This is a genomic window from Microbacterium sp. Root180 (assembly GCF_001428485.1).
Classification (GTDB): domain Bacteria; phylum Actinomycetota; class Actinomycetes; order Actinomycetales; family Microbacteriaceae; genus Microbacterium.
The window spans coordinates 235,538-250,893 of the sequence record NZ_LMHS01000001.1; the positions used below are offsets into that span (position 1 = coordinate 235,538).

Annotated in this window: 17 protein-coding genes; 11 read left to right on the top strand and 6 right to left on the bottom strand. The window is 70.8% G+C overall.

Translation table 11 applies throughout. From position 1 onward, the window contains the following. The first annotated feature begins 25 nt into the window (after positions 1–25). From glmS to ASD93_RS01125, 8 genes are all read left to right on the top strand, one after another. On the top strand, positions 26–1,876 hold the full coding sequence (glmS, locus tag ASD93_RS01090; protein WP_056117753.1) for a glutamine--fructose-6-phosphate transaminase (isomerizing): 1,851 nt from the start codon (positions 26–28) through the stop codon (positions 1,874–1,876). Positions 1,877–1,928: 52 nt separating this feature from the next. Beyond that, positions 1,929–2,291, top strand: coding sequence for a holo-ACP synthase (locus tag ASD93_RS01095; RefSeq protein WP_056117755.1), 363 nt, complete (start codon positions 1,929–1,931; stop codon positions 2,289–2,291). After that, complete coding sequence (alr, locus tag ASD93_RS01100; protein WP_056117758.1) at positions 2,288–3,412, top strand: alanine racemase; 1,125 nt, start codon at positions 2,288–2,290, stop codon at positions 3,410–3,412. The genes ASD93_RS01095 and alr overlap by 4 nt, the downstream gene beginning before the upstream one ends. A 95-nt stretch (positions 3,413–3,507) precedes the next feature. Continuing rightward, positions 3,508–3,957: a tRNA (adenosine(37)-N6)-threonylcarbamoyltransferase complex ATPase subunit type 1 TsaE gene (gene tsaE, locus ASD93_RS01105; RefSeq protein WP_056119015.1), complete on the top strand. Its 450-nt coding sequence runs from the start codon at positions 3,508–3,510 to the stop codon at positions 3,955–3,957. Between the two features lie 36 nt (positions 3,958–3,993). Then, positions 3,994–4,653, top strand: a complete 660-nt coding sequence (gene tsaB / locus ASD93_RS01110) for a tRNA (adenosine(37)-N6)-threonylcarbamoyltransferase complex dimerization subunit type 1 TsaB (RefSeq protein ID WP_056117759.1) — start codon at positions 3,994–3,996, stop codon at positions 4,651–4,653. Continuing rightward, a complete protein-coding gene (gene rimI / locus ASD93_RS01115) occupies positions 4,650–5,147 on the top strand; it encodes a ribosomal protein S18-alanine N-acetyltransferase (protein ID WP_056117761.1) in 498 nt (165 codons plus the stop codon). The genes tsaB and rimI overlap by 4 nt, the downstream gene beginning before the upstream one ends. Further along, positions 5,144–6,214 carry a tRNA (adenosine(37)-N6)-threonylcarbamoyltransferase complex transferase subunit TsaD gene (gene tsaD, locus ASD93_RS01120; protein ID WP_157536829.1) on the top strand — a complete coding sequence of 357 codons (1,071 nt, stop codon included), beginning with the start codon at positions 5,144–5,146 and terminating at the stop codon, positions 6,212–6,214. The genes rimI and tsaD overlap by 4 nt, the downstream gene beginning before the upstream one ends. Next, positions 6,211–6,765 carry a hypothetical protein gene (locus ASD93_RS01125; protein WP_157536830.1) on the top strand — a complete coding sequence of 185 codons (555 nt, stop codon included), beginning with the start codon at positions 6,211–6,213 and terminating at the stop codon, positions 6,763–6,765. Before tsaD ends, ASD93_RS01125 begins: the two co-directional genes overlap by 4 nt. Here the strand turns inward: ASD93_RS01125 and ASD93_RS01130 are convergent. Further along, entirely contained in the window at positions 6,749–7,948 is a 1,200-nt protein-coding gene (locus ASD93_RS01130) for a THUMP-like domain-containing protein (RefSeq protein ID WP_056117767.1), read from the bottom strand. The two genes, ASD93_RS01125 and ASD93_RS01130, sit on opposite strands and share 17 nt — an antisense overlap. A 143-nt stretch (positions 7,949–8,091) precedes the next feature. On the opposite strand from ASD93_RS01130, the gene groES reads away from it, so the two are divergent. Continuing rightward, the gene (groES, locus tag ASD93_RS01135; RefSeq protein WP_017203655.1) at positions 8,092–8,388 is read left to right on the top strand and encodes a co-chaperone GroES; all 297 of its coding nucleotides are present in this window, start codon (positions 8,092–8,094) and stop codon (positions 8,386–8,388) included. Between the two features lie 148 nt (positions 8,389–8,536). Next, positions 8,537–9,553, top strand: coding sequence for an EamA family transporter RarD (gene rarD / locus ASD93_RS01140; RefSeq protein ID WP_082569099.1), 1,017 nt, complete (start codon positions 8,537–8,539; stop codon positions 9,551–9,553). Positions 9,554–9,733: 180 nt separating this feature from the next. Here the strand turns inward: rarD and ASD93_RS01145 are convergent, their stop codons facing one another. The 3 genes from ASD93_RS01145 to ASD93_RS01155 are packed head-to-tail and all read right to left on the bottom strand — an operon-like array spanning position 9,734 to position 12,622. After that, positions 9,734–10,057 carry a metal-sensitive transcriptional regulator gene (locus tag ASD93_RS01145; protein WP_056117770.1) on the bottom strand — a complete coding sequence of 108 codons (324 nt, stop codon included), beginning with the start codon at positions 10,055–10,057 and terminating at the stop codon, positions 9,734–9,736. A gap of 10 nt (positions 10,058–10,067) precedes the next feature. After that, positions 10,068–12,410: a heavy metal translocating P-type ATPase gene (locus ASD93_RS01150; RefSeq protein ID WP_056117772.1), complete on the bottom strand. Its 2,343-nt coding sequence runs from the start codon at positions 12,408–12,410 to the stop codon at positions 10,068–10,070. Next, the gene (locus ASD93_RS01155; protein WP_056117774.1) at positions 12,410–12,622 is read right to left on the bottom strand and encodes a heavy-metal-associated domain-containing protein; all 213 of its coding nucleotides are present in this window, start codon (positions 12,620–12,622) and stop codon (positions 12,410–12,412) included. Before ASD93_RS01155 ends, ASD93_RS01150 begins: the two co-directional genes overlap by 1 nt. Before the next feature lie 249 nt (positions 12,623–12,871). On the opposite strand from ASD93_RS01155, the gene ASD93_RS01160 reads away from it, so the two are divergent. Next, on the top strand, positions 12,872–14,158 hold the full coding sequence (locus ASD93_RS01160; RefSeq protein WP_056117776.1) for an ABC transporter substrate-binding protein: 1,287 nt from the start codon (positions 12,872–12,874) through the stop codon (positions 14,156–14,158). Between the two features lie 61 nt (positions 14,159–14,219). Here the strand turns inward: ASD93_RS01160 and ASD93_RS01165 are convergent, their stop codons facing one another. Both ASD93_RS01165 and ASD93_RS01170 read right to left on the bottom strand, forming a co-directional pair. After that, complete coding sequence (locus tag ASD93_RS01165; protein WP_056117778.1) at positions 14,220–14,540, bottom strand: DUF1232 domain-containing protein; 321 nt, start codon at positions 14,538–14,540, stop codon at positions 14,220–14,222. A gap of 26 nt (positions 14,541–14,566) precedes the next feature. Beyond that, the gene (locus tag ASD93_RS01170; RefSeq protein ID WP_056119020.1) at positions 14,567–15,304 is read right to left on the bottom strand and encodes an ABC transporter ATP-binding protein; all 738 of its coding nucleotides are present in this window, start codon (positions 15,302–15,304) and stop codon (positions 14,567–14,569) included. Between the last annotated feature and the right edge of the window lie 52 nt (positions 15,305–15,356).

Below are 15,356 nucleotides of genomic sequence, written 5' to 3' on the forward strand. Positions count from 1 at the left end.
TAAGTGCCCGCCTACGATTGATGGCATGTGTGGAATCGTCGGATACGTGGGCCCGCGGCAGAGCCAGGCCATCCTCCTCGCCGGGCTCGCGCGCCTCGAGTACCGCGGCTACGACTCGGCGGGCATCGCAGTGATCGACGCCGACGGCGACCTCGGCATGCGCAAGCGCGCCGGCAAGCTCGTCGTCCTCCGCGACGACCTGACGTCCACGCCGCTCGCCGACGGCACGACCGGCATCGGCCACACCCGCTGGGCGACGCATGGCGGCCCGACCGACGACAACGCCCACCCGCACCTGGCTGACGACGACAAGCTCGCCGTCATCCACAACGGCATCATCGAGAACTTCTCCGAGCTGAAGGAAGAGCTGCTCGCGGAGGGCTACACCTTCCGCAGCGAGACCGACACCGAGGTCGCCGCAGTGCTCCTCGGCCGCGAGTACCGCGCGAGCGGCGACCTCTCCGTGGCGTTCCGCAATGTCGTGTCGCGACTCGAGGGCGCCTTCACGCTCCTCGCGATGCACGAGGAGCAGCCCGGACTCGTCGTCGGCGCCCGCCGGAACTCGCCGCTGGTGATCGGCCTCGGCGAGGGCGAGAACTTCCTCGGCTCCGACGTCGCCGCTTTCGTCGAGCACACGCGCAACGCGCTCGCGATCGGGCAGGACCAGATCGTCGCGATCACGCCCGAGGGCGTCGAGGTCACCGACTTCTCCGGCAATCCCGTCGAGGTCGAGCCCTTCGAGGTGACGTGGGATGCCTCGGCCGCCGACAAGGGCGGCTGGTCGTCGTTCATGGCCAAGGAGGTCTCCGAGGAGCCCGAGGCCGTCGCCAACACGCTGCGGGGCCGCCTCCACGGCGGTGAGGTCGTGATCCCCGAGCTCGACGGACTCGACGAGCTCTTCGCCGACATCTCGCGCATCATCGTGATCGCGTGCGGCACGGCCGCCTACGCCGGGCAGGTCGGCAAGTACGCGATCGAGCAGTGGACGCGCGTGCCCGTCGACGTCGAACTCGCCCACGAGTTCCGCTACCGCGACCCCGTCATCGGCTCCGACACTCTCGTCGTGTCGATCAGCCAGTCGGGCGAGACCATGGACACTCTCATGGCGGTCAAGTACGCGCGCGAGCGCGGTGCCCGCACGCTGTCGATCTGCAACACGCAGGGCGCGACCATCCCGCGCGAGTCCGACGCGATCGTCTACACGCACGCCGGCCCGGAGGTCGCGGTCGCATCGACCAAGGCGTTCGTCGCCCAGGTCACCGCGCTGTACCTCATGGGGCTGCACATCGCTCGCATCCGCGGCACCGTGTCCGCCTCCGATGCGGCAGCGCACGTCGCCGAACTCGAGGCGATCCCCGGCAAGATCGCGCAGATCCTCGAGCGCGAGCAGCCGCGCATCGAGCAGTTCGCGCACTGGATGGCCGACACCCGCTCGGTGCTGTTCCTCGGTCGCCACGTCGGCTACCCGATCGCGCTCGAGGGTGCGCTCAAGCTCAAGGAGCTCGCGTACATCCACGCCGAGGGCTTCGCCGCCGGCGAGCTCAAGCACGGCCCGATCGCACTGATCGAGCCGGGCCAGCCCGTGTTCGTCATCGTGCCGTCGCCGCGCAAGTCGGCCGAGATGCACAAGAAGGTCGTCTCCAGCATCGAGGAGATCCGGGCCCGCGGCGCCCGCGTCATCGCGATCGCCGAGGAGGGGGACGTCGCCGTGCTCCCCAAGGCCGATGAGGTGCTGCGCATCCCGTTGGCCGGACCGCTGTTCGAGCCCCTGCTGGCCGTCGTGCCGCTCCACATCTTCGCGATGGGCCTGGCCACTGCCAAGGGGCTCGACGTCGACCAGCCGCGCAACCTGGCCAAGTCGGTCACGGTCGAGTAGACCGCGGATAGGCTGACGGATGCCGCGACCGCGGCATGACGGGAGACTTTTCGTGATCGTCGGGATCGGCGTCGACCTGGTCGACATCTCCCGCTTCGAGCGCACGCTGGAGCGGACTCCGCGGCTCGCCGAACGGCTGTTCTCGCCGGCGGAGCGCGAGCTCAAGCCCCGCTCCCTCGCGGCGCGCTACGCCGCCAAGGAAGCGCTCATCAAAGCGCTCGGCGGCTCGGACGGCGTCCACTGGACCGAGATCGAGATCACCCCCGAGGCATCCGGTCGCCCGTGGTTCACCCTCACCGGGAGCACGGCCGACGTCGTCGCCGAGCGCGGGATCACCACGCTGCACCTGTCCATGTCGCACGACGCGGGCTTCGCGACCGCGTACGTGATCGCAGAGGCCGGGGGCGAGCGATGAGCCGGCTCCCCGACGGGGTGCTGCGCGAGGCGATCATCGACGTCGGCGCGATCGAGGACAACGTGCGGCACCTGCGCCGACTCACCGAGTCCGAGGTCATCGCGGTGGTGAAGGCCGACGGGTACGGGCACGGCGCCGTCCGCTCGGCCGTCGCGGCGCTGAAGGGCGGCGCGACGCGGCTCGGGGTGTCCGACATCGCCGAGGCGATCGCGCTGCGTCGCGCGGGGATCGATGCTCCGATCGTCGCGTGGCTCCACGCACCGGGAACCTCGTTCGTCGAGGCCGCATCGCTGGGCATCGAGCTGGGCATCTCGAGCTTCGCGCAGCTCCTGCAGGCGGCGGCCGCAGCATCCGCCGACCGTCCCGTGGGTGTGCACCTCAAGCTCGAGACCGGGCTCTCGCGCAACGGCATCGCTCCGGCCGACCAGCCCGTCGTCTTCGCCGAGGCCGCGCGTCTCGAGCGCATCGGCAAGCTGCGCATCGTGGCGCTGTTCAGCCACCTCTCCAACGCCTCCGCCGACGACGACCTCGCGGCGCTGCGCACGTTCGAAGAGGGGGTCGCGCTCGCCGGCTCGCTCGGGGTCGCGCCCCGGCTGCGCCACCTGGCGGCCACGCACGCGGCGATCGCGCTCCCGCAGACCCGCCTCGGCTGCGTCCGCCTCGGGATCGGCCTGTACGGACTCTCGCCGTTCGAGGGTCGCTCGTCGGCAGAGCTCGGCCTGCGCCCGGCCATGACGCTGCGTGCGGCGGTGGCGGCGGTCCGCCGCGTGCCTGCCGGTCAGGGCGTGTCGTACGGCTACGACTACCGCACCCCGCACGACACCACGCTCGCGCTCGTGCCGGTCGGGTACGCCGATGGGGTGCCGCGGCAGGCCTCCGGCGCAGGCCCGGTCACGATCGGCGGCCGCCGCCTGGCTGTCGCGGGGCGCATCGCGATGGACCAGTTCGTCGTGGACGTCGGCGATGCGCCGGTGTCCATCGGTGACGAGGTCGTGCTGTTCGGCGACCCCACGCTCGGCGCGCCGGCCGCCGACGACTGGGCGAGTGCTGCGGGGACCATCAACTACGAGATCGTCACGCGGATCGGCCCGCGCGTTCCCCGTCGGCAGGTGACCGCGTGAGCGGGCAGCCTGCTGAGGCTGAGGGCGTCGACCTCGACGCGGATCACCCGCTCGACGCCCTCGTCGGCCCCCGCGAGGTCGCATCTCCGGCCGAGATGGAGGCGCTCGGCGAGCAGATCGGACGGATGCTGCGCCCCGGCGACCTCATCGTGCTGACCGGCCCGCTCGGCGCCGGGAAGACGACCCTCACCCGCGGTGTCGCCGCCGGTCTGGGGGTGCGAGGCCCGGTGCAGAGCCCGACGTTCGTGATCGCGCGCACCCATCCCTCGCTGGTCGGCGCCGCGCCGCTCGTGCATGTCGATGCCTATCGGCTCGGATCGCCTGCGGAACTCGATGACCTCGACATCGACTACGACGCCTCGGCGGTCATCGTCGAATGGGGCCGCGGCATGGTGGAGGGCCTGCGCGAGCACTGGTGGGAGATCGAGCTCGACCGCGGGTGGCACGGCCGGGGCGTCGACACCGCGTGCGGCACGTACTCCCGCGCGACCGAGGAGCTCGACGCGGATACGCCGCGGGTCGTCACCCTCTCGCGACGACCGTAAGGGAGTCGTCGCGTCTGCGCCGACTACCCTGGAGGGGTGATCCTCGGCATCGACACGTCGCTCGGATCGACGGTCGCGGTCGTCGAGTCCGACGGCGTCGTGCGCTCCCAGGTCGAGAGCGCCGACCCGCGCGGGCATGCCGAGGTGATCGGCACCCTCATCGCGCAGGCGCTGGACGAAGCATCCGTCCGGCCCTCGGACATCGCATATGTCGCGGCCGGAATGGGCCCCGGACCCTTCACGGGGCTGCGCGTGGGCATCGCGGCGGCCCGGACGTTCGCGCTCGGCTGCGGCATCCCCGTCGTGCCGGTCACGAGCCACGACGCCGTCGCGCTCGAACTCCTGCTGCACGACGCGCTCACCGGCGGCTTCGAGGAATCCGCCGCCGACACGCTCGCGATCGTGACCGATGCCCGGCGTCGCGAGTTCGCGTACACCGTCTACCGGGGGATCGACGACGACGGTCTGCCCTGGCGCGTGGCCGAGCCGGCCCTCATCCCGCGGGACGGGCTCGACGCACGTCTCGCCGAGCTCGGTGCGCTCCGGCGCGACGCCGACCGCATCCCGTCCGGCCTGCTCGCGGTGTGCGCCGCACGCGCGCTCGCCGCCGGGCGCGAGATCGGCCCCGCCGACGCCCTTTACCTCCGCTCGCCCGATGTGACGCTCCCCGCGGGACCGAAGAAGGTCGGCACATGACGCTCCGGCCGGCCGTGCCCGGGGACCTCGCGGCCATCATGACCCTCGAGCGCGCGTCGTTCCCCACCGACGCCTGGTCGGACGCGATGATGCGCGAGGAGCTGTCGTCCCCGCACGGCTGGTACGTCGTGGACGAGGTCGCGGGCCTCGTGGCCGGGTACGCCGGTCTGCGGGCGGTGCGCGGTGCGAAGGACGCCGACGTGCAGACCATCGCGATCGCCGAGGCCTCCCGCGGGCGCGGTCGCGGTCGCGCGCTCCTGCAGTCGCTGCTCACGGAGGCCGCGCGCCGCGGAGTGCACGACGTCTTCCTCGACGTGCGTGCCGACAACCCCGCCGCGCAGGCGCTGTACGCCTCGGAGGGATTCCTCGAAGTCGGGCGACGTCCGAGGTACTACCAGCCCGACGATGTGGACGCCGTGGTGATGAAGCTCGACGCGCGCGCCTGGTCGGCCGCCCGCACCTCCACCGCCGACGACGCGGGAGTGTGCACGTGAATCGCGCCGAGCCGCTGATCCTCGGGATCGAGACGAGCTGCGACGAGACCGGTATCGGCATCGTGCGCGGGCGGACGCTGCTATCGAACACGATCGCGAGCTCGATGGACGAGCACGCCCGCTACGGCGGCGTGGTGCCCGAGGTCGCCGCCCGTGCCCACCTCGAGGCGCTGGAGCCCGCGATCCGCGCCGCGCTCGCCGAAGCGCACGTCGCGCTCGCCGACCTCGACGCGGTCGCGGTGACGTCCGGGCCCGGGCTCGCGGGCGCCCTGATGGTGGGCGTGGGCGCGGCGAAGGCGCTGGCCGTGTCGCTGGAGAAGCCGCTCTACGCCGTGAACCATCTCGTGGGGCACATCGCGGCCGACATCCTGGACGGCGACGCGCCGCCGCTGGAGTACCCGACGGTCGCGCTCCTGGTGTCGGGCGGGCACACGTCCCTGCTCCTCGTCCGCGATCTCACGAGCGACGTCGAGCTGCTGGGCGAGACGATGGACGACGCCGCCGGCGAGGCCTTCGACAAGGTCGCGCGCCTGCTCGGGCTGCCGTACCCCGGCGGTCCCGAGATCGACCGGGCCGCGGCATCCGGCGACCCCGACGCGATCCGGTTCCCGCGCGGCCTCTCGCGTGCGAGTGACATGGCCGCGCACCGGTACGACTTCTCCTTCTCGGGACTGAAGACGGCTGTCGCGCGGTGGGTCGAGCAGCGCGAAGCCGCGGGCGAGCCGGTCCCCGTCGCGGACGTCGCCGCGGGGTTCCGCGAAGCGGTCGTCGACGTGCTCGTCACCAAAGCGCTCGCCGCGTGCCGCGACCACGAGGTGCCGCGGCTGCTCCTCGGCGGGGGCGTCATCGCCAACCGGCGGCTGCGCGAGGCCGCGCTCGAGCGGGCCGCCGCGGAGGGCGTGACCGTGCGCATCCCGCCGCTGTCGCTGTGCACCGACAACGGCGCGATGATCGCGGCGCTCGCGGCCGAGCTCGTGATGTCGGGGCGCCCGCCGTCGACCCTCGGATTCGGGGCGGACTCCACGCTTCCGGTGACGGAGATCCAGGTCGCGGAGGACGTCGCATGAGCGAGGAGGAGCGGATGCCGGCCTCTGCGGACGACGGGACCGAGGCATCGTCCGCGCCCGAGGTGACCAGGCCGCCCGCGCCCGAGCCGACCGTACCGGTGGCCCCGCGCCCGGTCGTGGAGCCGCGTTCACCTGACGTCGAGGCCGCGGACGCGGCATCCGCGCTCCCCGGCGTGCACCGCGGAGGATACCTGCGCCTGCCGACCGCGCCCGTGGCCGTGACGAAGCAGTTCGCGCCCGTCGAGCCCGGCACCGGAGAGGATGTCCCACCGGTCGTGGCGCAGTGGTCGCTTCCTGATCCCGAGCCACAGCCCCGCGGACTCGCGGGCTGGGCGCTGGCGTTCTCGATCGGTGGCCTGCTCGTGTCGCTGTTCGTCGGATGGGGTTTCCCGATCGGCCTCGTGGGGGTCGTCTCGGCCATCCTCGCGCTGCGACGGCCCCTCGAGAGCCGGGCGGTCGCCGTGTGGGCGCTCGTGATCGGGGTCGTCTCGATCCTCTACAGCGCGGGGTGGCTCCTCTACGCCGCCGGGCGCATCACGGTCGGCGGCTGACCCGGTCGGCGAGCACCGCGATCCTGCGTGAGCCGATACGCGTGAGCACCAGCGTCGCCTCGGCGTCTCCGCGCAGCTGGAGCTTGCGGCGGAACTGCGCCGGATCGACATCCACCCCGCGCTTCTTGATCTCGAGGCGCCCGATCCCGTGACTGCGCAGCGCCGCATTGATCGACGGCACCTTCGCCGGCATCGACTCGCGCACGCGGAAGGACGACACGAACGGGCTCGTCACCGCGGCGTCGGAGGTGAGGTAGGCGATGTGCTCGTCGAGCATGCCGGCGTCGAGCGAGCGGGCGACATCGCCGATGAGCCGGGCGCGGATCACCGCCCCGTCGGGCTCGTGGAGGTACTCGCCGAGCTCGCGGACCGGCTCGTCTGCGGTGTCGGTCGGCGCGGTGATCTCGTGGGCCGCGTCGCCGCGGATCACGAGCGCCGCACGCCGCACGCCGTCGCGCGCGAGCGACCCCGACCACAGCACCAGTTCGACGGTCGAGCCGTCGGCGCTCACCCACTGCGCCTCGAACCCGTCCGGGATGAGCTCGCGGTCCAGGCCCGGCCCGAGCTTGGTGCCCGCGGGCACACGCCGCGCGAGCTCGAACGTCCACTCGAGCGAGGGCGACCAGTCCTCGGGCCGTGTGCGCGTCGTCTCGGTGTGCCCGGCGGTGCGCCGGGCGGGATCGAGCCACACGCCGTCGACGTCTGCCAGGTCGGTCGTCTCGGCCGTGCCGTGCCGCACGCGGGCCGCGTCGCCGAACGGTGCGAGGTTGTACGCCGCGATCGCCGCGGTCACCTCGTCGGCATCGACCGCGGTCACGGCGAGGCCCAGCCCGGCGAAGCCGAGCGCGTCGCCGCCGATTCCGCATCCGAGGTCGGCGACCCGACGGAGCCCGGCGTCACGGAAGCGCGCCGCGTGGCGGGCGGCGATCGCGAGGCGCGTCGCCTGTTCCAGACCCGCCCGCGTGAACAGCATCCGCTGGGCGAAGGGGCCGAACTTCGTCCCGGCGCGCGCGCGCAGCCGCGACTGGGTCACCACCGCCGACACGAGATCGGGGGAGTGGCCGTCCTTGCGCAGCCGCGAGACCGTGCGGGCGACATCGTCGGCCGATTCGATCGGCGGGAGCGCATCGAGCAGCCGCAGGCCCTCGGGCGTCAGCAGCGCGGTCAGCTCGGCCATCTCCACCGGCCCAGCCTACGACCGCCACACGACGTCACGCGGCTGGCACTCACGTTGCGTGAGTGCCAGCGCATCTCTAGACTTGGATCAGCACTCTCGACACCAGAGTGCTAACGAGTCTTCAGTCTCAAGGAAAGAAGAGGTAGACCGTGTCGGTTTCCATCAAGCCGCTCGAGGACCGCATCGTCATCAAGCAGGTCGAGGCCGAGCAGACCACCGCGAGTGGCCTCGTCATCCCCGACACCGCCAAGGAGAAGCCCCAGGAGGGCGAAGTCGTCGCCGTCGGCCCCGGCCGCATCGACGACAACGGCAACCGCGTGCCGCTCGACGTCGCCGTCGGCGACCGCGTGCTGTACAGCAAGTACGGCGGCACCGAGGTGAAGTTCGGCGCAGACGAGTTCCTCGTGCTGTCGGCTCGCGACGTCCTGGCGGTCGTCGTCCGCTGAGTCCCGCGCACACTGCGTACCGAGAGGGTCGGATGCCTCGGCATCCGGCCCTCTCCGCGTTCGAGTTGGCAGGGATCGCGCGCACGACGGCAGCCGGCCGATCGTTGCTCCGCGCCCGGCACCGAACGACCGGTCCTAGGCTGGGACGGTGAGTCCTGAAGCGTCATCGGTCCCCCAGCAGAGCGAGGATCTGACGGAGCTCGGAGCATGCGCCACGGCCACCGCCGGAATCGGCGTCATTCCGGGGGCCGCGGCCGGCCAGGACTCGGCTCGCGAGCGCACGCTCGGCGGCGTCTACGCCTTCACGGCATACCTCCTGTGGGGCTTCCTCCCGCTGTACTTCCTGCTGCTGATGCCGATCGGGCCCTTCGAGCTCGTCGCGTGGCGGATCCTGCTCTCGCTGGTCTTCTGCGTTCTGCTGATCGCGGTCACCCGCTCGTGGTCCCGCATCGGTGCGATCTTCCGCCAGCCGCGACTCCTCGGCCTCACCGCCCTCGCCGGCGGGCTCATCTACATCAACTGGCAGGTCTTCATCCTGGGCGCCCTCACCGGCCACGTGATCGAGACGAGCCTGGGGTACTTCATCAACCCGATCGCAACCGTGCTCCTCGCGGTCCTCGTCCTGCACGAGCGCCTTCGCGTCACGCAATGGGTGGCGATCGGCATCGCCGCGCTGGCCGTGATCGTGATCATCGTCGGCTACGGCTCGGTCCCGTGGATCGCTCTCACGCTCGCGGCGTCATTCAGCGTGTACGGCCTGGTCAAGAAACGCGTCGGCCCCTCGGTCGATGCCGTGAGCGGCCTGACGCTCGAGTCGATGTGGCTGGTACCGGTCGCCACGGTGATCCTCATCGTGGTGAACGCGACGACGGGAATCGTCTTCGGCTCGGAGGGGACCCTGCACACCGTGCTGCTGAGCCTCGTCGGCGTGGTGACGGCGATCCCGCTCCTCTTCTTCGCCGCCGGCGCCCGCCGCACGTCACTGACCGTGATCGGTCTGCTGCAATTCGTCGCGCCGGTCCTGCAGTTCATCATCGGCGTGTGGCTGCTCCAGGAGCCGATGCCCCTGGAGAGGTGGATCGGATTCGGCCTGGTGTGGGTCGCGCTGATCATCCTGACCGTGGACTCCGTCGTCCACGCCCGCCGCGTACGCGCCGCAGCCTGAGCGCCGGGCGCCGGCCCCGGTGCCCGGGCGCCGGGCGCCCGCAGCTGTGCGCCGGGGCTGGCGGCCCGGGTCACCTCCCCAGGACAGGAGATCTGCCGAACACAGGACGATTTCTCGGTGACCCGTCCTGTTCTCGGCAGATCTCCTGAAATTCAGGATCTGCCCGGCGGCCGGCCCGGGTCAGCGCACCAGGCGCGCGATCGCCCGGGTCGCCTCGCTGATCTTCGCGTCGGCCTCGGGACCGCCCAGACGCGCCGCGTCCACCACGCAGTGACGAAGGTGGTCGTCGAGCAGACCCACCGCCACGGCCTCGAGTGCGCTGGTCAGCGCGCTGATCTGCGTGAGGATGTCGATGCAGTACTTCTCGTCCTCGACCATCTTGTGGATGCCGCGAGCCTGGCCCTCGATCCGCTTGAGGCGGTTGAGGTACTTGTCCTTGTCGGTGATGTACCCGTGGTGGCTGTGACCGGTCTCGACCATCGTGTCGCTCATCGTGTCGCTCATCGTGGTGTCCTCATTGTGAAGTGTGTTCATTATGTACCGGGAGGGCACGGGTCCGGCGTTCCGGCCGCGCGGGCGCGGGGGCCTCGGCGCCTGCGCGGCTGCGGAACGACCGCAGCCGGAGGCTGTTGCCCACCACGAAGACGCTCGAGAGCGCCATCGCCGCTCCCGCGATCATCGGGTTGAGCAGGCCCAGGGCGGCGAGCGGGATCGCCGCCACGTTGTAGGCGAAGGCCCAGAAGAGGTTGACCTTGATCGTGCCGAGCGTGGCCCGCGACAGCCGGATCGCGTCGGCCGCGCTGCGGAGGTCGCCGCGCACCAGGGTGATGTCGGATGCCTCGATCGCGGCATCCGTCCCCGTTCCCATCGCGATGCCGAGATCCGCTTGCGCGAGAGCGGCGGCGTCGTTGACGCCGTCGCCGACCATCGCCACGACGCGACCCTCGCTCTGCAGACGGGTGACCACTGCCACCTTGTCCTGCGGGAGCACCTCGGCGACGACCTCCTCGATCCCGACGGCGGCGGCGACCGTGTGCGCGACTGCTTCGGCGTCGCCGGTGAGCAGGATGGTGCGCAGACCGAGGCTGCGCAGCTGAGCGACCGCCGCGGCACTGGTCGGCTTGACCTGATCGGCCACCACGAGCACGCCGCGCACCTCGCCGTCCCACGCGGCGAGCACCGCCGTGCTGCCGGCCCGTTCGGCGTCGCGCGTGACCGCCACCAGCTCGGCAGGCAGGCGCAGAGCCCAGTCGGCGAGGAGCGACGCGCGCCCGACGATCACGGCGTGACCGTCCACGACGCCCGAGACGCCGCGCCCGGGGAGGCTCTCGAAGGACTCGGGGACGGGGAGAGCGCCCACCTCGGCCGCGGCCGCGCGGGCGACCGCCTGCGCGATCGGATGCTCGGACGCATGCTCCAGCGCGCCCGCGAGCCGCAGCAGCTCGCCGCGGTCGGTGCCCGCAGCGGCCACCACGTCGGCGAGGGCCATGCGTCCGGTCGTGACCGTGCCGGTCTTGTCCAGCACGACGGTGTCGACCGCGCGCGTGGACTCCAGCACCTCGGGCCCCTTGATGAGGATGCCGAGCTGCGCGCCCCGGCCGGTGCCGACCAGCAGAGCCGTCGGGGTCGCGAGACCCAGCGCGCACGGGCACGCGATGATCAGCACGGCGACAGCGGCCGTGAACGCCATCGCGGGGTCGTACCCCAGCGCGAGCCAGGTGACGAGGGTGCCTAGCGAGATCAACAGCACGATGGGCACGAAGATGCCAGAGATGCGGTCCGCGAGGCGCTGCACGTCTGCCTTGCCGGACTGCGCGCGCTCGACGAGCCGAGCCATCTGGGCAAGCTGCGTGTCCTCGCCCACGCGGGTGGCGCGCACGACGAGGCGGCCGCCCGCGTTGACGGTGGCGCCGATCACGGCGTCTTCGGGGCCTACCTCGACCGGCACGGACTCGCCCGTGACCATCGACGCGTCCACCGCCGACGTGCCCGAGACGACGACGCCGTCGGTCGCGATCTTCTCGCCCGGGCGTACGACGAATCGGTCGCCCGCGCGCAGCTCGGCGATCGAGACGCGGACCTCGACATCCTCGCCGCCCGTGCCCCGACGCAGGACCGCGGCATCCTTCGCCCCGATCTCGAGCAGGGCGCGCAGGGCGGCCCCGGCGCGCCGCTTGGAGCGCACCTCGAAGTACCGACCCGCGAGCACGAACATCGTGACTCCGGCGGCGACCTCGAGGTAGATGTCGCCGGCGCCGTCGCTCGGCTGCGTCGTCCACTCGAACGTGTGGGTCATGCCCGGCATGCCGGCGTGACCGAAGAACAGGGCGTAGAGCGACCAGAGGAACGCCGCCGAGACACCGAGCGAGATGAGGGTGTCCATCGTCGCGGCACCGTGGCGCAGGTTGATCCACGCCGCGCGATGGAAGGGCCACGCACCCCAGACGACCACAGGTGCGGCCAGGGCCAATGACGCCCACTGCCAGTACGTGAACTGCAGCGCCGGGATCATGGCGAGGAGGATCACGGGAACAGACAGCACGATCGAGCCGATCAGGCGCCGGCGAAGTCCGTCGAGCTCGCTGTCGCCGGACCCGTGATCGTGTGCGTCCTGTGCCGGTGCGGGAGGCTGGGGGAGTGCCGCCGTGTACCCCGTCTTCTCGACCTCGGCGATCAGGTCGCTCGCGTCGACGCCCGCAGTGGCGGTGATGGTCGCCTTCTCGGTGGCGTAGTTGACGGATGCCTCGACCCCGTCGATCCGGTTGAGGCGCTTCTCGATCCGCACGGCGCAGGACGCGCACGTCATTCCGCCGATCTCGAGCTCGATGCGGTCGCCCGGCAGTGCCGCGCCGTCCATCAGACGCGGACCGCCTCGTAGCCCGCCTCGTCGACGGCTGCGAGCACGTCGGCATCGGCGATCGGGTGCACCGACCCGACGACGAGGGAGCCGGTCTTCGCGTCGACGCTGATCGCCTCGACGCCCGAGATCTTCGAGACTTCGCCGCGCACAGACGCTTCGCAGTGCCCGCAGCTCATGCCCGTCACCTTGTACTCGGTCGTCTGCGTCATCGTCGTGCCTTTCACGTGGGATCGAGGGGATACCCCCAAGGGGTACGAATGATCAACTTTATACCCTGCAGGGGTATTCCCGATCCGAGGTGCGCGACAAAGCGCGTTCGGGGCCCGTGAAAACCGAGCTCAATGCGTTACACATCGTTAACGAAAGGCAACATTGCGCGGCGCTCCGCATGGTTAGGTTAGGGACACTGGGTCGGCTCCCGACGCCGTACCCGATTTTTCATCACAGCAAGGAGCAACATGAGCGTCTTCACCCGCTCGCGCAAGTCCGCCCTCGCAGGCGTCGTTGCGCTCGCCGGCGCCAGTGCCCTCGTCCTCGCCGGCTGCGCCGGCGGAGGATCGGGCGGCGAGACCAGCGCACCTCCCACCGAGGAGCGCGACCTCACCCTCAAGATCGGCACGATCCTGCCGCAGACCGGCAACCTGTCGTTCCTCGGACCGCCCGAGGAGGCCGGTGTCGGCCTCGCCGCACAGCACGTCAACGACTCGGCGGCCGACACGGGCCTCACGATCGACGACATCGTCTGGGGCGACTCGGGTGACACCGACAACAAGGCGTACGCGACGACCATCCAGACCCTGATCTCCGAGGGTGTCACGGCTGCCATCGGCGCCGCGTCCTCCGGTGTGACGAAGCTGTTCCTCGATGACGCCGTCGCCGCGGGCATCATCGTGTTCTCGCCGGCCAACACGTCGCTCGACTTCACGTCGTGGGACGACGACGGCCTGTACTGGCGCACCGCCCCGTCCGACACCCTCCAGGGCGAGGTCCTCGGCAACCTGGTCGCCGAAGACGGACACGAGAATGTCGCGGTCCTGTACCTCAACGACTCGTACGGCACCGGCCTCAACGAGGTCTTCCAGGAGACCTTCACGGGCGCCGGCGGCACGATCGTCGAGGAGCAGTCCTACAACACGGGCGACACCTCGTTCGACGCGCAGATCAGCGCGCTGATGGCCTCGAACCCCGACGCCATCGTGCTCATCACGTTCGATGAGATCTACACGATCGGACCGGCGCTGCTGGCCGCGGGCTACCCCGCCGACCAGCTGTACCTCGTCGACGGCAACCTGAAGAACTTCGGCGCCGACGAGAAGTGGCCCGCTGGTTCGAGCATGGAAGGCGCCAAGGGCACCACGCCCGCCGGCCCGCTCGAGGCCGACTCCGGCTTCCAGGACGAGCTCAACGAGTGGTGGACCGGCGAGGGCAACTCCGAGCTGACCGACTTCTCGTACGCCAACGAGTCCTACGACGCGGTCATCCTGCTCGCGCTCGCTTCGCTCGCGGCCAACTCGACCGACGCGGCCGACGTGGCCGGCAAGCTGCAGGAAGTCTCCGGCGGCTCGGGCGAGGGTGAGAAGTGCGACACGTACGCGGACTGCGCCGACATCATCCTCGGTGGCGGCGTCGCTGACTACGACGGTCACTCGGGCCCGGTCACGTTCGACGAGAACGGCGACCCGACGGAGGCCACCATCGGTGTCTTCGTCTACGGACCCGACAACATGAACACGCGCGTCAGCTGATCTGATTCGCAAGGAAGGGCCCCGGAGCGATCCGGGGCCCTTTCCATGTGTCCGCGGTCGCCTATGTCGCGGTGAGCCCGGCGCGCCAGCGCGCGTGCTCGCGCGCGAAGAGCACGGCGAGGATCCCCCAGACGCCGACGTCGTCGGCGAGTCCGAGCGGGCCGAAGAACAGCTCCGGGATCAGGTCGATCGGTGCCACGGCGTAGACGATCGCCGCGGCCCCCGCGACCCAGGTCGTCGGCGCCAGCCGATGCTCGCGGTCCTTGACCGCCCTCACGAAGCTCCACATGGCTTCAGTGTGCGCCATCGCGGCCCAGATCAGCCGCGGGTTCGCGCTGAGCGAAAGCCGGTGAACGAAAGAGGAGAGCGGATGCCGCAGCATCCGCTCTCCTCTTTCCTGTCGCGTGATCAGTTGGTCTCGGAGCCGAGCGAGCCCAGGTAGAGGCCGATGACCTTCGGATCGTTGAGCAGGTCGCGGCCGCTGCCGTGGTACGCGTCGCGCCCCTGGTCGAGCACGTAGCCGCGATCGCAGATCTGCAGGCAGCGACGGGCGTTCTGCTCGACCATGATCGTCGTGACGCCGGCCTTGTTGATGTCGGAGACGCGGATGAACGCGTCGTCCTGACGGACGGGCGACAGGCCGGCCGACGGCTCGTCGAGGAGCAGCACGGCCGGGTCCATCATGAGCGCCCGCGACATCGCCACCATCTGGCGCTCACCGCCCGAGAGCGAGCCCGCGCGCTGCTTGAGGCGCTTGCCCAGCTCGGCGAAGATGCTCGTCACGAAGTCGAGGCGCTCGGCGTACTGCTTGGGAGCCTGGTAGAGGCCCATCTGCAGGTTCTCCTCGATGGTGAGCGAGGGGAACACGTTGTTCGTCTGCGGGACGAACCCGACGCCTTTGCTGACGAGCTTGTCGGACTTGAGTCCGATGACGCTGTCGCCGTTGACGTTGATCTCGCCGGAGCGCACCTTCACCATGCCGAAGATCGACTTCAGCAGCGTGGACTTCCCGGCGCCGTTGGGCCCGATGATGCCGATCAGCTCGCCCTTGTGTGCGACCAGGTTGGCGCCGTTGATGATGTTGATGCCCGGAAGGTAACCGGCGTAGAGGTCATTGACCTCGACGACGACCTCGTCGGTCCTCATCCCCTCCACGCGAGCGGCGTCGGCGGCGGGAACGGCGGAACCGGGCGTGCGG

Bases quoted from the DNA above. Each gene is read 5' to 3' on its own strand.
- glmS (WP_056117753.1), top strand. From the start codon at position 26: ATGTGTGGAATCGTCGGATACGTGGGCCCGCGGCAGAGCCAGGCCATC.
- alr (WP_056117758.1), top strand. From the start codon at position 2,288: ATGAGCCGGCTCCCCGACGGGGTGCTGCGCGAGGCGATCATCGACGTC.
- tsaE (WP_056119015.1), top strand. From the start codon at position 3,508: ATGGAGGCGCTCGGCGAGCAGATCGGACGGATGCTGCGCCCCGGCGAC.
- rimI (WP_056117761.1), top strand. From the start codon at position 4,650: ATGACGCTCCGGCCGGCCGTGCCCGGGGACCTCGCGGCCATCATGACC.
- ASD93_RS01125 (WP_157536830.1), top strand. From the start codon at position 6,211: ATGAGCGAGGAGGAGCGGATGCCGGCCTCTGCGGACGACGGGACCGAG.
- ASD93_RS01145 (WP_056117770.1), bottom strand. From the start codon at position 10,057: ATGAGCGACACGATGAGCGACACGATGGTCGAGACCGGTCACAGCCAC.
- ASD93_RS01150 (WP_056117772.1), bottom strand. From the start codon at position 12,410: ATGGACGGCGCGGCACTGCCGGGCGACCGCATCGAGCTCGAGATCGGC.
- ASD93_RS01155 (WP_056117774.1), bottom strand. From the start codon at position 12,622: ATGACGCAGACGACCGAGTACAAGGTGACGGGCATGAGCTGCGGGCAC.
- ASD93_RS01160 (WP_056117776.1), top strand. From the start codon at position 12,872: ATGAGCGTCTTCACCCGCTCGCGCAAGTCCGCCCTCGCAGGCGTCGTT.
- ASD93_RS01165 (WP_056117778.1), bottom strand. From the start codon at position 14,540: ATGCTGCGGCATCCGCTCTCCTCTTTCGTTCACCGGCTTTCGCTCAGC.
- ASD93_RS01170 (WP_056119020.1), bottom strand. From the start codon at position 15,304: ATGAGGACCGACGAGGTCGTCGTCGAGGTCAATGACCTCTACGCCGGT.